Source organism: Paenibacillus montaniterrae (assembly GCF_018403185.1).
Taxonomy (GTDB): domain Bacteria; phylum Bacillota; class Bacilli; order Paenibacillales; family Paenibacillaceae; genus Pristimantibacillus; species Pristimantibacillus montaniterrae.
Genome location: NZ_BOSE01000003.1, coordinates 161,007 through 175,815 on the forward strand (window position 1 = coordinate 161,007; position 14,809 = coordinate 175,815).

The following is a 14,809-nucleotide window of genomic DNA, read 5'->3' on the forward strand; positions in this document are numbered from 1 at the left end:
ACATCCCTGTTTTACGAAATCGGTGCGTCGCAAGCCACCGATGCTTTAAAAGATCATGTACATTAAGGTACAATGTACTGTAGGCTTGAGCAGAAACGGAGTAAAGGAGCCGCAGGCAATGGATGAATTTTCTCGCATCAGCTATTGGACGAAGGAAGGACAAGCCAAGTCATTGCTTGAAGCGACAGGCGTCAAGCTGGCGATTGGCGATGATGCAGCAATTGTGTCGGGAGCAGTTCGTCAAGATGAAGGCTGCTCGTATGAAATGCTGTATACAGTAGACACGATGGTGGAAGACATTCATTTTAACACGCAAACGATGCAGCTTGACCATATCGGCTACAAAGCGCTTGCCAGCAATCTATCGGATATTGCCGCAATGGGCGGGATAGCGCTGCATGCGCTCATCGCAATCAGCGTTCCCGGGCATTACACAGAAGAGCATATCAAGCAAATTTATCACGGCATCTACCAATGCGCAAATCAATATGAGGTAGCGATAGTAGGCGGAGATACAACCGCCTCGCCGCACAGTCTGGTGCTGACGATAACGGTAATCGGCCAGGTGGAAGCCGGCACAGCACTAAGAAGAAGCGGAGCCAAGCCGGGCGATCTTATTGTTACAACCGGCATTGCGGGCAGATCAGCTGCTGGGCTGCATCTGCTGCTTCATCCTGAATTCGAGCCGCAGCTTGCTGCCAAGCATGTTCAGTCGCTGAAGCAGGCGCATCAAATGCCGCAGCCGCAGCTTGATCAGGGCAGGCTGCTGCGCAGCTTGGGCGGTTGTCATGCATTAAATGATGTTAGCGACGGGCTTGCCAGCGAAGCTGTGGAAATTGCCGAGGCGTCTGGCGTTGCTTTCGTGTTGGATGAGCAGCTGCTGCCAGTTAGTGAAGGCTTGTCGCAATATGGAAGCTGCACGAAGCAATCGCTGCTCGATTGGATGCTGTATGGCGGGGAAGACTATATATTGCTTGGCACGATTGATCCGCAGTGCTATGAGCAAGTGAAGGAACAGTTTGCCCAGCGGCATATGCAAATTTATGCGATCGGCAAGGTGGAGCCTGGGAAAGGCGAGGTATGGCTGGAGCGAATGGATAGCAGAATGGCGCACAAGCAGCGCGAGCGAATTTATAAGCGCGGCTATAATCATTTTACATAGATAAGTGGTGAAACAGATGGAATGGACGAAGTGGCAGCTCGCAATTGCTTCCCAGCAGCAAACCGAGCAGCTTGCAGCTTATATGGGTTCACATAGCTGGCCGGGGGCAGTCATTGCGCTTGATGGCGATCTCGGAGCCGGGAAAACAACGTTCAGCAAGGCATTTGCAGCTGCGCTGGGCGTCGAGGAGGTCGTCAGCAGCCCTACCTTCACAATTATTAAGGAATATGATGGCAAGCAGCTTCCTTTTTATCATATGGATGTGTATCGCTTGTCGCTGGAGGAAGCGGACGAGCTGGGGCTCGATGATTATTTCTATGGTCAAGGCGTGACGATTGTAGAATGGGCCTCGCTAATTGAGGAAATTATGCCGGAGGAGCAGCTCTCAATTTATATCGAATGGATTGATGAAGCACGGCGCAGCTTTCATTTTCAGGCACGAGGCAGTCGTTATGAGCAGCTGCTGCAACAATTGAAGAAATGGAGTTTACAAAAATGAACAAGCAAGCAACTTTGTTAGCGGTTGACACCTCTACGGCAACGATGGCTGGTGCTATTATGAGCGGCGATAAACTGCTTGCCTCCGTACAAACTGAATCGGAGCGCAATCATTCCATTCATATTATGACCAATATTGAAACGATGCTGAAAGCAAGCAAGCTTGACGTAAATGAGCTTGACGGCATCATTGCAGGGATTGGTCCGGGCTCGTATACCGGGGTGCGGATTGCGGTAACGGCAGCCAAAACTTTGGCGTGGACATGCAGGAAGCCATTGATCGGAGTATCGAGTCTGGCTGCACTCGCTTTTAGCGGAGTATTCGTGGAAAAGCAGCAGCTTGACCATGCTGTCGTACTGCCAATCATGGATGCGCGGCGAGGACAGGTTTATACAGCGGCATTCGAGATTAATGCTGCAAGCGCGCAATCCCGACGCCTGCATCAGGATCATATCGTGCTGATGGAGCAATGGTGCCAGCTTTGGGAGGTTCAGCTTGCAGAGCTGAAGGCGCGCGGCGTTTCCTGTATTGCTATTTTTGGCGATGTCGCTCTGCATGCTGATGCGATCAGCTCTCTTGAGCAGACAGCAGCACAATACGGCATTGCAGTGCTGGCTGCAGCGCATGCAATGAGCGGCAGAGCTTTAGCTGAGCTTGGACAGGGCCAATGGCTGGAGGAGCGAATTATGCCGACCGAGCCGCATGAGCTTGTACCGAACTATGCACAGCTAACCGAAGCGGAAGTGAAGCAGAACGCGAAGGAACGGGAAGAGGGATAAGAATGGGCGTAGTTGTAGAAAAGCTGGTGTTTCGCAAGATGACACTTGACGATTTGCCCAGCATTATGAAAATAGAGCAGGATTCCTTTGCTACGCCCTGGACCGAGGAAGCGTTTCGCAATGAACTGACCAACAATATGTTTGCTCAATATATGGTGATGGAATACGAAGGCGAAGTAATCGGCTATGCAGGGATGTGGATTATCGTGGACGAAGCCCATATTACTAACGTCGCGATTTTGACTCCTTATCGCGGCCAAGGGCTAGGCAAGCTGCTGATGGCTGAGCTGCAGCGAACCGCAAGCTTTCTAGGGGCGGTGCGTATGACGCTCGAGGTCCGTGCAAGCAACGAAATCGCTCAGCGCTTGTATCGGCGCTACGGCTTCGTTAATTCCGGAGTCCGGCCAGGCTATTATTCGGATAATCAAGAGGATGCCATTATTATGTGGGCGGATGTGCCGCAGTTAGAGAAGGGAGACGAGTGCGATGAGTGAGGAGCTAATACTGGCAATTGAGACGAGCTGTGACGAGACAAGCGCGGCTGTTGTACGCAGCGGCAAGGAAATATGCTCCAACATCGTCTCCAGCCAAATTGACGTGCATGAGCGGTTCGGTGGTGTTGTGCCTGAAATTGCCTCGCGCAAGCATGTGGAGACGATTACGCGGATTATTGAAGCGGCAATTGCACAATCAGGCTATACAGCCAACGATTTATCAGCGATTGCCGTTACCGAAGGGCCTGGCTTGGTCGGCGCCTTGCTGGTCGGCAATGTTGCTGCCAAAGGCTTGGCGCTGGCGCTAAATATCCCGCTAATCGCAACCCATCATATCGCCGGGCATATTTATGCCAGCCGTCTGGAGCATGAAATGAGGTTTCCTGCGCTTGCTCTAGTGGTATCTGGCGGACATACTGAGCTGGTGCTGCTTCCGAAAGAAGGCGTATTTCAAATTATCGGGCGAACGCGTGATGATGCGGTTGGCGAAGCCTACGACAAGGTAGCGAGAGCGTTGAAGCTGCCGTATCCTGGAGGGCCGCATATTGATCGACTAGCGCATGAAGCAGCGGCGGAAATCGAGCTGCCGCGCGCCTGGCTGGAGCAGGATAGCTATGATTTCAGCTTTAGCGGCTTGAAATCAGCGGTGCTCGCCGTCATCAACCAGCACCGCATGAAGGGACTGGAGCTTGATGAAGCAGCGCTGGCTAAAGGCTTTCAGCAATCGGTTATCGATGTATTGGTGACCAAAGCGCTGCGAGCTGCCAAGCAGTATGGCGTGGAGCAGCTAATTTTATGTGGTGGGGTTGCGGCCAATCGCGGCTTGCGCCAAGCGCTTGCGCTAGCCTGCGAAAAGGACAAGCTGCAATTGATCGTGCCGTCTCCCAAGCTGTGTACAGATAATGCTGCAATGATTGGAGCAGCAGCATACATCAAGTTCAAGCATGGACAATTTGCCGGTCTTGATATGAAGGCTGATCCAGGACTGTCCCTGGAAAAATGGTCAATTGAGACGCTGGCGTAGCTTGTGCTGTATGGCTGTGCTGTATGGCAAGATAAAGTATTTTCGGATATTGTCTCACAAACAATAGGGCGCCTTCACAGCCGCTGAACAGCGGATGAAGGCGTCTTTTATTGTGCAGTCTGCGCCTATTCGTTTTGAGTAGCGCCAATACAGCACTGTGAAGTTGAGAACATGCAGTGTGGATCAAAGCAGCAATTAGATAGTTTTGTTAGTGTGAATATACTTATCCACATATACACAACGTGATGTGAATAATTGCTGAAATGCCCTCGAACGCTACAGTTTTGGCTGTTCGCCTGAAAAAAGAAAATGGGATAAGTTTTTCATTTAAACCGGGGGTGATCTGTGGATAATGTGGATAAATTTTGTGAATAACTAGCGCTGTTTATGAAGATATTGAAAATTGCTGGTATGACTCGAATCATTAATGTCGATTAATGACTGAATTGACTAACAATTTATTCACGGTTGTGAATAACTATGTTGATAATTAATCCTCAATTTTTTTTGAGGACTAATATTATTTATTCCATTAACATTTAATTATATAATGTTTTCAACTTCATTAAGCTGAAGGGGTGATCATTGTTGATTAACAGCATTCTTATCGTAGATGACCATCCAACGGTTGGGTACGGTACGAAAGCAATATTGGAACGCTGCTTTAATTGTCACGTTTCATATGTGATGTCTGGCAAGCAGGCGATCGAGAAGCTGCATTGCCAGCGTTTTGATATTGTACTATGTGATTTTATGATGCCAGCAATGGATGGAATAGAAACGGTAAGGGAACTTAACATCATCCAACCGGATTTGAAAATTATGATGTACTCGGGCTATGAGCTGGATTATCAATACAATGCGATGATGGAAGCGGGCGTAAATGGCATCTTGTCCAAGGAATGCAGTGTTGAGGAGCTGGAGACAGCGATTACTTATTTAATGAGAGGGCATTCTTTTTTGCCATCGGATTTGCTTAGCAAATTAAGATTGCCCAGCTTTCTAGGGGCATTGCATGATCAGGATCGTTTTAGCAGATGGCAGCTTAATGAGGAGGATATTGAGCTGCTGCAAGGGATTGTCAACGGCTATTCGAACAAAGAGCTTGCCCAGCTGCATAATCGAAGTCAGCGCGCGATAGAGTATCATATTACGAAGCTGTATAGCAAATTGAACGTTCGCTCGCGCATTCAGCTTATGCGCTTTGCGCTTATGCACAACTTGGTGGATGACGATTTGCACAATCAGCAAAGCGTGTAGCGACTCACACAAGCTCCTTGTCTCTTGCGAGAGAAGCGTGATCCCTTTGCGTTAGCTGCTGTCAAAGCAAAGCAGCCGTCCTTTATCCAGGCTTAAGTACACTGGACAACGAACGGCTACTATTATTACGGTTATCGTTTCGAAGCAGGAGGAGAAAAGGCGTGAAAGGGGCCTCTGTCGGACACGCCCTAGTTCATCAGTTCCTCCCACTGTTCATAATTCGCTTCAAGCGACTGCTTTAGCTGAGCAATTTCTGCTTGTATTTCCTGGATACGAATGTAATCGTTAAAGACAGCGGGTTCAGCCAGCTTTTCTTCCCACTCAGCAATGCTCGTTTCCAGTTGAGCGATTTCTGCTTCAATTGCCTCCAGCTTGCGCTGTTTGTTGCGTTCAGCGCGTTTTTGCTGTTTTTCGACTTCATAGGATTGCACGGGAGAGTTTGTCGCTTCTTGCAGCTGTTTATTTTTGGCTGCTTCTGCCGTACGAGCAGCTTCCTGCCGCGCTTCTTCCATTTCGAGCTTTTTCTCCAGCATATCGTCATAATTTCCCAGGAAATAGTTGGCACCTGCAGGAGTTAGTTCGACAATTCGCTCAGCCATTTTATTCAAAAAGTAGCGGTCATGAGAAATAAATAAAACTGTACCCTCGTAATCGATTAAGGCCGCCTCTAAAACCTCTCTGCTAAACAAGTCCAAATGGTTGGTAGGCTCATCGAGAATTAGAAGATTGGCTTGCGCCAGCATTAGCTTTGACAAGGATACGCGCGCTTTTTCGCCGCCGCTAAGCGCAGATACCTTTTTCAGCACATCCTCGCCGCTAAACAGAAAATTGCCAAGCACGGTACGGATACGTACCTCCTCCATATGGGGATAAGCGTTCCAAACTTCCTCCAGCACCGTATTGCTTGGGTTAAGTACATTGTGCTCCTGATCATAGTAGCCAAGCTTAACATGCGAGCCAAAATCAATCGTGCCTGCCGCTGGCTGAAGCTGTCCAACAATCGCCTTTAACAGTGTTGATTTTCCGATGCCGTTCGGGCCTACGAGAGCAACCATTTCGCCGCGCTGCAGGTGCAGGCTAACATTTTGGAACAATGGAGATGAGCTTTCGGAAAATTGTACAGCAAGATTGTGAATATGGAGCACTTCCTTGCCGCTCATGCGCTCAATTTCAAATGAAAAGCTTGCTTTTTTCAAATCACCAAGCGGACGATCCATACGCTCCATCTTTTCCAGCGCTTTTCTTCTGCTTTGCGCACGTTTGGTTGTAGAGGCGCGGACTATATTTTTTTGAATAAATTGCTCCATGCGCGCTATTTCATCCTGCTGCTTCTCATAATGCTTTAGCTGGATTTCATACTCGGCCGCCTTCAGCTCCAGGTATCGACTATAGTTGCCTGTATATTTTTTCGCTTGATGGCGCTCGATTTCAATCGTGGTCGTCGTCATGGCGTCGAGAAAATAACGGTCATGCGAGACGACAAGTATTGCACCGCTATAGGCACGCAAATAGCCTTCCAGCCACGTAAGCGTGTCGATGTCAAGATGGTTGGTCGGCTCATCGAGCATAAGCAAGTCAGGCGCCTGCAGCAAAATTTTAGCGAGTGCAAGTCTCGTTTTTTGTCCGCCACTCAGCGAGGAGATGGGGGTATGATGGTCAAACTCGCCAAAGCCCATGCCGTGCAAGACGCTGTTTATCCGCGTATTGATTTCAAAGCCGCCATTGTTTTTGTACCAATCGGAGCGATTAGCGTAGCGGTCGAGTATGTCCTGGTAGCGCTTCTCATCGTTATGGAGCTCAGGATCAGCGATTTTCAGTTCCAGCTCGCGCAGCTCTTGTTCAACTGCAAGCAGATCGGCAAAGACGAGCAGCATTTCCTCTATAATGGTACGATCGGATTGCAGCCCGCTATTTTGCGCAAGATAGCCAATGCGCGTTTCCTTCGCTTTATGAATTTCTCCGCTGTCATAGCTGATCTCGCCAGCGATTATTTTCAGCAATGTTGATTTTCCTGCACCATTTACGCCGACAAGGCCGATTTTGTCACGCTCTAAAATTTGTAGATTAATATTTGAAAGAATCGGATCGACTCCGTAGCTTTTTGTAATATTGGAAACCTGCAGCAGCATTCCTTAACCTCCATCAAAATATTGTGGTGTGTATGCTTGTATTATACTATATCGTGTATCATAAGCATGTTTTTGATTGGCGAAACGTGTGAAACAATGGTACACTAATATCAATCGATGCAAACTAAGGTGGAAGTCAAGTGAATGATATTGTGCTTGAAAAAATGCAGCTTCGCAAGCAGCTGACAGCGATACGAGACGGCCTGCCAGCTTCTGTAAGGACCGCGCAATCGCAAGCGGCCTGCGAGCATCTAATTACACTGACAAAGGAAAAAGGCTATCGTTCTGTTATGGTATATATACCATTTCGCAGTGAGCTCGACATATGGCCTTACATCGAATGGTGCTGGCAGCAGCAGCTCGAAGTATTCGCGCCGCGCTGCAATGTTGCAGAGCTTACGATGACGCTTTATCCATTATACAATAAAGGGCAGCTTCGTAGAGGCTCATATGGAATTATGGAGCCGGATCAGCAAATATTGGAGCCGACGGATGCTGTGCCGCACGCAGTGATCGTGCCTGGACTTGCTTTTAACGATAATGGTCATCGTCTCGGATATGGCGGTGGCTACTATGATAGATATTACGAGAAAATCGGTGCTTCGACAAGCTGGATTGGCGCTGCCTTCCAGCAGCAGCTGGTCGACTGCATTCCTGTTGACCGTTACGATATTATTTTGAATTTTGTCGTTTCAAATAAAGGAATTGAGCGTTTTTCATAGAATGAAAGGAAGTAGAGGATCGTGACATTTACCCATTTTAATGAACAAGGCAGAGCAAAAATGGTCGATATATCGGACAAGGATGTAACAAAGCGTCAAGCAACTGCAGCATCCTCGGTAAAAATGTTGCCTACGACCTTGCAGCAAATCAAGCAAGGGAAAATAGGCAAGGGCGATGTACTGGCGGTTGCGCAGGTTGCCGGCATTATGGCGGCCAAACGCACTTCCGAGCTGATTCCGATGTGTCACCCAATTGCTTTGACTGGTGTAAATATACAGTTTGCGGACAACGGAGTAGATGAGCTGCATATTGAAGCGACTGTAAAGACGACAGGCAAGACAGGCGTGGAGATGGAGGCGCTGACTGCTGTATCTGCAGCAGCACTAACCATTTATGATATGTGCAAGGCTTTACAAAAGGATATGGTGATTGGTCCTACCTCGTTAGTAGAGAAAACGGGTGGGGTGCATGGAGATTATCGTCGTGAGCAATAGATAGAGTAGAGTGAACGGAGGATATGGAGATGCAATGGAAAGTAGCGATACTAACTGCCAGCGATAAAGGAGCGCGTGGGGAGCGCGAAGACGTCAGTGCACAAGTCGTTCGCGAGCTTGTTGAAGATGAGCTAGGGGGACAAATTGTCGATTACCGAATCGTGCCTGATGAGCAGGATGAAATTATGGCTGCTTTAATTGAAATGACGGAATATTACGAGGCGAATCTTGTCATTACGACAGGTGGAACTGGCTTGGCAGCGAGAGATGTAACGCCTGAAGCGACCATGAAGGTTATTGACCGTCAGGTGCCGGGTATTGCCGAAGCGATGAGGATGGGCGCGCTACATAGAACAAGAAGAGCGATGCTGTCTCGCGGAATTTGCGGAATTCGCGGAAATACGCTAATCATTAATTTGCCTGGAAGTCCAAAAGGCGTATCAGAAAGCCTGCTTGCTATTATTGATCAGTTGCCGCATGCTTTAAATATTTTGTCAGGAGCCGAATCAGAACATTGAGAGGAAGTTTAAAAAGTCCGAAGTTGATTACGAAGCTCGGCGTTGTAGTTTAGTCGACATCGAATATGGCAGGCTACCGAAAGCTGCGGTGCTCACGTAGCTAGTGCCTACGCTGCGCTCCTCGCTTTCTAGTATCCAGCCATCTTCTCGGTACTGAACTCCGAACTTTTTAAACCTCCATTGGAAGGGTAGTTTAAAAAGCCCGACTTTGATGACGAAGTCGTGCGTTGTAGCATAGTCGACGGCGAATCTTGAACGCTAGCGAAAACTGCGGTGCTCACGTAGCTCTGCTCTACGCTGCGCTCCTCGTTTTCTACTAGCGTCCAAGCTTCTTGGTCCTGAAAGCCGAGCTTTTTAAACCATCATTAAAAGTTGAAGTTTAAAAGCTCGACTTTGATGACGATGCTGGGCTTCGAAGCTTGAGAGCGTTGAGCAGCCCCAGCGGAGGATGCTTTGCTCTGGAGCACTGATTAATCTTAAAGGAGATTTCAGCTATGGATATACATCAAGACGATCATAATGAGACACGATTAGGTGGCGAGCGTGCCGGGCGAACTATGCTTAAAGAGGTGCCGGTGCAGCAGGCTGTGGGCATGCGTCTGGCGCATGATTTGACGCAAATTATTCCGGGCCAATTTAAAGGACGCTTGTTCAAAAAAGGTCATCTCATTACCGAGTCAGATATTCCGAAGCTGCTTGATATTGGCAAGGAGCATATTTATACGCTGGAGCTGGGTGAACAGGATTTGCATGAGGATGATGCCGCGCGCCGTATGGCTGAAGCGTTGATTGACGAGAGCTTGCTGATGAGCGAGCCGCATGAAGGAAAGGTGAGTATTCAATCACCTGTGCTGGGCGTTGCTAAAATCGCTAAAGATGTGGTCGATCAAGTGAATCGGCTTGGTGAAATTGCGCTTGCTACTATTCATCACAATAAAGCGGTTGCGGTTGGTGGAAAGCTGGCAGCGACCAGAGTTATTCCGCTTGTTGTTTCGAAGCAGAAGGTGGAGCTCGTTGAGCAGATCGCTCAACAGTATAAGAGAACTTATGGCTGTGCGCCAATTTCTGTAAGTCCGTTGCCAGTTCGCCGTATAGGCTTGCTTACTACTGGCAGTGAAGTGTATAATGGCAGAATTAAGGATAAATTTGGACCCGCTGTGAAGGCAAAGCTGGAGGCACTGGGCTCGGTTGTAGCGGAGCAGCGCTTTGTCCCTGATGATCGAGAGCTTATCGTAAAGGAAATTAAAGGCCTCGTTGCCGAAGGCTACGATATGATTTTGGTTACGGGCGGTATGTCGGTAGATCCTGATGATCGCACCCCTGGCGCAATTGCTGCGGCTGGTGCGGATATAGTCAGCTACGGAACACCGATGCTTCCCGGCTCTATGCTGCTGGCAGGCTATATCGGGCATACCCCGATTGTCGGGCTGCCAGGCTGTGTTATGCATGATCCTTATACTTCATTTGATGTGCTGCTGCCTAGGCTGCTGCTTGGAGAGCGCATTGACAAGGAAGACATTGTCGCTTTAGGCTACGGCGGTTTGCTTTAATGCGAGGCCATGTGTAAATGCTTTCCCCGCCAGCTTGTTGCTTGCAGCCAGCTGGTTATGAAAATAAATTCGAAGCTTCCGATGTAGCTTTGACGACTACATAGAGCGAAGGTTCTCAAAACTAAAGTGTTAGGAGGAAGTCATATGAATATTGGTGTAGGCGGTGTCATTCTGCTTGTGCTTATTGCACTGCTGCTTTTTGGACCTAACAAGCTTCCTGAGCTTGGTCGGGCTGTAGGCCGCACGCTTAAGGAATTTAAAGCCGGAGCTAACGAAATTATGGACACCAACGATAAGAAGAAGGAAGAGGCTGCTCCAATTGAAGTACAAGCTGAACCATTAGAGCGAGCAAATAAGCGGTTACCAGACTAGACTGGTCCGCTTTTTTCTTGTACCTATGAGGCAACAGCTACGAATAGAGGGGTGTCCTGAACCATGAGCATGGAAAGTCATGCGAAGCGGCTAGGCTCTGCAACAAGCAAGCTCGTTTCCGAGCAAGGGCTTATGTCGCTTGTTGAGCATTTGACTGAGCTGCGCCGACGTCTTATCTACGTCTTGATCGTGCTCTTCATTGCTTTAGTAGGCGGGCTGGTCATAGCCAAGCCAACGTTTCAGTTTTTACTTCATCAACGACCGGCAAATGGCACGCTTGAATTACATACGTTTTCGTTTTGGGATGGCATCGGCATTTATATGCAAATTGCATTTGTAAGTGCTTTGATTGTGACGATTCCGTTCATCGTTTACCAGCTTTGGCTGTTTGTTAAGCCGGCGCTGCATCCGCATGAACAGCGTTCAACGCTTAAATATGTGCCGTTTGCACTTATCCTGGCGCTGCTTGGCTTAAGCTTTGCATATTTTGTTGTGTTTCCGCTCGCTTTCGATTTTACGCGCTCGGTATCGCAAAATCTCGGCTTGCAGGAAACGTTTGGCGTCGTGCAATATTTTCAATTTATGTTTGGCATTATCTTGCCAATTACGGTGCTGTTTGAGATGCCGCTGCTCATCATGTTTTTGACGGCAATCCGCATCGTGAATCCGATTCGCTTGAAAAAAATGCGTCGACTCGCTTATTTCATTATGTCCGTCATCGGTGTTTGCATTACTCCGCCTGATTTTATATCGGATATATTGGTGATTATCCCGTTAATTGTGCTGTATGAAATTAGTGTGTGGATGTCCAACACGATCTATAAAAAGCAGCTGATGAAGGATGCAGAATGGGAAGAACAATATAAGGCAGCAGAGCAACAATAAACAAGCTTCAACTTAATAAATAAAGATGTAAATGTCCCGTGCGAGCGGGGCATTTTTTTGTGCCCTGCTGCTGCATGGGGCGAGTGCAGATTATTAATATGATAATTTTATTATTTTAAATTTGACAATAGTGTATGACGTACAGTATATTTGGATTAAGGAGATGATGAAATGGATTCTACCGAGGAGTTGATTCATACATTAACGGTGGAGCTCAAGCGGGGCACTTTAGTGCTGCTAGTGCTAAGTCAGCTTCACCAGCCCGAATATGGATACTCGCTTATTCAGAAGCTGGAGGATAAACATGCTCCGATTGAAGCGGGAACGCTATATCCGCTGCTGAGAAGATTGGAAAAGCAACAGCTATTAAAAAGTGAATGGGATACAACGGATAGTCGGCCGCGAAAATTTTATGTGCTCAGTGAGCAAGGAAAGCAGGTATACAACGAGCTTAAAACAGAATGGCAGACGCTTTCTTCGCAATTGGCGCAAATTTTATTGGAGGAGGAGCAGTAAATGGAGCTTATCGAGCGTTATATTTACGCTGTTACAGAGCAGCTGCCAAAGGATCAGAAAGAGGATGTTGGCAAGGAGCTGCGAGCAAATATTGAAGATATGCTGCCAGAGGACTACACGGAGGAGGATGTCAAGCGGGTATTGGAGCAGCTCGGCAATCCGTGGCAGATTGCCGAGGAATATCAGCCGAGACAGCGTTATCTAATCGGTCCTGCCTTATACAGCAAATATTTTACGGTATTAAAGCTTGTCGTCGGAATTGTGGTAGCGGTCGTTGCAACGATTTCAATAATTGGCTGGTTCTTCACGCCTCTGGAGGCGGGGGATGATCTGAACAACTACGTTGATTTAACAGTAGAGTTGTTTGGTGCTGTAGTACAGGTAGGCCTGCAGGCTGCATTATGGGTAACGGTCATATTTGCTTCAATTGAACGGGGCTTATTTGGTAAAACGGAAAATATGCAGGGATTGTCTGACGCAAAGGATGCGTGGTCTGTACGAGACCTCCCTGCGATTCCAGTTCAAGCGAGAAGGATTCCGCGCTCTGGTTCGGTGATCTCGATTATTGTTACCATGCTATTTACTTCCGTGTTATATTTTCAGCCGCAGCTAGTCGGCATTTTTATAAGCAGAGATGGCGACCCTAATTTATATTCGCTGCTTGAAACAGAGCGGTTGCAGCTGTATATGCCATTTATCTTAATATTGGCCTTTGTACAAATAGCACTTTTCGTATGGAAGTATATTGTTCAATATTGGAATTATAGCTTGCTGACTGCCCATATTGCGGTAAGTGTACTGCTTGGAATATTGCTTATTGTTATGATTTATGATACGGCTTTAATAAATAACAGCTTTTTCAACGGTGCAGCTCAGCTCTTTGATATATCTTATCAAACGATGTTGTGGCAATGGGATCAGGTTGTACACGTGTTTGTGCTAGCTGTAATTGTCATTACAGTGTGGGATGCGCTTGATGCGTTCTTTAAAACAAGGAAAAAAGCAGCTTAACGATCAGGCAAGAACACAAGCAGCAGCCGATTTGTTGAACAAATCGGCTGCTGTTTGTTTGCAGATAGAGTAGCGGTAAATGTACTGGATAGCGCATCGTTGAGCAGAGTTTACGGACTGTTTTCTCATAGAAATCAAGCGCTTAACGCATAATAGCTCAGAGAAAACAAAAGGAGCGATTGTATGAAGGCAGTTACTTACCAAGGCGTTAAAGATATTAAAGTGAAGGAAGTAGAAGACCCGAAGCTTGAAAAGCCGGACGATATGATCGTTCGCATTACGAGTACAGCGATTTGCGGCTCGGATTTACATCTTGTACATGGAATGATTCCTAATTTGCCGAAAAATTATGTGATCGGTCATGAGCCAATCGGAATTGTCGAGGAAGTTGGCCGCGACGTATCCAAGCTGAAAAAGGGCGACCGCGTCGTAATACCGTTTACGATGGCTTGCGGACAGTGCTATTATTGCCAGCATAATCTCGAAAGTCAATGCGATCAATCTAATCCGGAAGGCGAAGCAGGTGGATATCTTGGCTATTCTCCATCATTTGGCGGATACGCTGGAGCGCAGGCGGAGCTGCTTCGAGTACCATTTGCCAATTTCAGCTCATTTAAAGTGCCTGAGGATTGTGAGATGGAGGATGAGCAGCTGTTGTTTCTTTCCGATATTTTGCCGACAGCATATTGGGGTGTCGATAATGCAGGGGTAAAGGAAGGCGATACGGTGGTGGTGCTGGGCTGCGGGCCTGTTGGCTTGCTTGCGCAAAAAATTGCCTGGCTAAAGGGAGCAAAGCGTGTAATTGCAGTAGATTACATCAGCTATCGTTTGGAGCATGCGAAGCAGAAAAATGCTGTAGAAACGTATGACTTTGAAAAGGAAGAAAATATCGGCAGCTATATTAAGGAAATTACGAAGGGCGGAGCTGATGTTGTAATCGATTGTGTAGGAATGGATGGCAAAAAAACCGTTGTGGAAATGGTTGAAACCGCCTTAAAGCTGCAGGGTGGATCGATGGGAGCGATTCAAATTGCAACACAAGCAGTAAGAAAAGGCGGAACGATTCAACTGGTTGGTGTATATGGCACACGCTACAATGCATTTCCGCTTGGCGATTTGTTCGCCAGAAATATTACCGTTAAAATGGGACAGGCTCCCGTCATTCATTACATGCCTGAATTGTATCGGATGATTAAGGACGGCACGCTGGACCCTACAGACATTATTACGCATCGCTTGCCGTTGCAGGATGCCCAGCATGCCTACAGTATATTTGATGAGAAAAAGGATAACTGCATCAAAGTGATTCTTAAGCCATAAGCAGCGTAAGGAGCTGGTTGAATCAGCTGCGATTGAACCAGCTCTCTGTTAGCATCAGCTTAGGATGCATGGC

The 14,809-nt window shown here is 47.5% G+C and carries 16 protein-coding genes; 15 read left to right on the forward strand and 1 reads right to left on the reverse strand.

The genetic code is table 11. The features are described 5' to 3' along the window. Positions 1-55: 55 nt before the first annotated feature. The 6 genes from thiL (at position 56) to KJS52_RS09855 (ending at position 5,218) form a co-directional block, all read left to right on the forward strand. Positions 56-1,162: a thiamine-phosphate kinase gene (gene thiL, locus KJS52_RS09830; RefSeq protein WP_246563388.1), complete on the forward strand. Its 1,107-nt coding sequence runs from the start codon at positions 56-58 to the stop codon at positions 1,160-1,162. Between the two features lie 16 nt (positions 1,163-1,178). Continuing rightward, positions 1,179-1,661 (forward strand): tRNA (adenosine(37)-N6)-threonylcarbamoyltransferase complex ATPase subunit type 1 TsaE, encoded by a 483-nt coding sequence (gene tsaE / locus KJS52_RS09835; protein ID WP_213515139.1) that lies wholly within the window; start codon positions 1,179-1,181, stop codon positions 1,659-1,661. After that, complete coding sequence (tsaB, locus tag KJS52_RS09840) at positions 1,658-2,440, forward strand: tRNA (adenosine(37)-N6)-threonylcarbamoyltransferase complex dimerization subunit type 1 TsaB (RefSeq protein ID WP_213514595.1); 783 nt, start codon at positions 1,658-1,660, stop codon at positions 2,438-2,440. Before tsaE ends, tsaB begins: the two co-directional genes overlap by 4 nt. Before the next feature lie 2 nt (positions 2,441-2,442). Further along, a complete protein-coding gene (gene rimI, locus KJS52_RS09845; RefSeq protein WP_213514596.1) occupies positions 2,443-2,934 on the forward strand; it encodes a ribosomal protein S18-alanine N-acetyltransferase in 492 nt (163 codons plus the stop codon). Continuing rightward, positions 2,927-3,958, forward strand: coding sequence for a tRNA (adenosine(37)-N6)-threonylcarbamoyltransferase complex transferase subunit TsaD (gene tsaD, locus KJS52_RS09850; RefSeq protein WP_213514597.1), 1,032 nt, complete (start codon positions 2,927-2,929; stop codon positions 3,956-3,958). The genes rimI and tsaD overlap by 8 nt, the downstream gene beginning before the upstream one ends. A 588-nt stretch (positions 3,959-4,546) precedes the next feature. Beyond that, entirely contained in the window at positions 4,547-5,218 is a 672-nt protein-coding gene (locus tag KJS52_RS09855; protein ID WP_213514598.1) for a response regulator transcription factor, read from the forward strand. Positions 5,219-5,406: 188 nt separating this feature from the next. Here KJS52_RS09855 and abc-f read toward each other — a convergent pair whose 3' ends face one another. Next, entirely contained in the window at positions 5,407-7,347 is a 1,941-nt protein-coding gene (gene abc-f / locus KJS52_RS09860) for a ribosomal protection-like ABC-F family protein (protein WP_213514599.1), read from the reverse strand. A gap of 140 nt (positions 7,348-7,487) precedes the next feature. Here abc-f and KJS52_RS09865 point away from each other — a divergent pair, with 140 nt between their 5' ends. The 9 genes from KJS52_RS09865 to KJS52_RS09905 all read left to right on the forward strand — a co-directional run bounded on the left by KJS52_RS09865 (position 7,488) and on the right by KJS52_RS09905 (position 14,736). Then, positions 7,488-8,069, forward strand: coding sequence for a 5-formyltetrahydrofolate cyclo-ligase (locus tag KJS52_RS09865; protein ID WP_213514600.1), 582 nt, complete (start codon positions 7,488-7,490; stop codon positions 8,067-8,069). 18 nt (positions 8,070-8,087) lie between these two features. Then, on the forward strand, positions 8,088-8,564 hold the full coding sequence (gene moaC, locus KJS52_RS09870) for a cyclic pyranopterin monophosphate synthase MoaC (RefSeq protein ID WP_213515141.1): 477 nt from the start codon (positions 8,088-8,090) through the stop codon (positions 8,562-8,564). A gap of 29 nt (positions 8,565-8,593) precedes the next feature. Next, entirely contained in the window at positions 8,594-9,082 is a 489-nt protein-coding gene (locus KJS52_RS09875; protein ID WP_213514601.1) for a MogA/MoaB family molybdenum cofactor biosynthesis protein, read from the forward strand. A gap of 557 nt (positions 9,083-9,639) precedes the next feature. Beyond that, on the forward strand, positions 9,640-10,632 hold the full coding sequence (locus KJS52_RS09880) for a molybdopterin-binding protein (protein WP_213515143.1): 993 nt from the start codon (positions 9,640-9,642) through the stop codon (positions 10,630-10,632). Positions 10,633-10,776: 144 nt separating this feature from the next. Beyond that, entirely contained in the window at positions 10,777-11,004 is a 228-nt protein-coding gene (tatA, locus tag KJS52_RS09885) for a twin-arginine translocase TatA/TatE family subunit (RefSeq protein WP_213514602.1), read from the forward strand. Positions 11,005-11,067: 63 nt separating this feature from the next. Continuing rightward, complete coding sequence (gene tatC / locus KJS52_RS09890; protein ID WP_246563390.1) at positions 11,068-11,889, forward strand: twin-arginine translocase subunit TatC; 822 nt, start codon at positions 11,068-11,070, stop codon at positions 11,887-11,889. Positions 11,890-12,060: 171 nt separating this feature from the next. Next, positions 12,061-12,405 (forward strand): PadR family transcriptional regulator, encoded by a 345-nt coding sequence (locus KJS52_RS09895; protein ID WP_213514603.1) that lies wholly within the window; start codon positions 12,061-12,063, stop codon positions 12,403-12,405. Then, a complete protein-coding gene (locus KJS52_RS09900) occupies positions 12,406-13,416 on the forward strand; it encodes an HAAS signaling domain-containing protein (RefSeq protein ID WP_213514604.1) in 1,011 nt (336 codons plus the stop codon). 183 nt (positions 13,417-13,599) lie between these two features. Then, positions 13,600-14,736: a zinc-dependent alcohol dehydrogenase gene (locus KJS52_RS09905; RefSeq protein ID WP_213514605.1), complete on the forward strand. Its 1,137-nt coding sequence runs from the start codon at positions 13,600-13,602 to the stop codon at positions 14,734-14,736. The last annotated feature ends 73 nt before the right edge of the window (positions 14,737-14,809 follow it).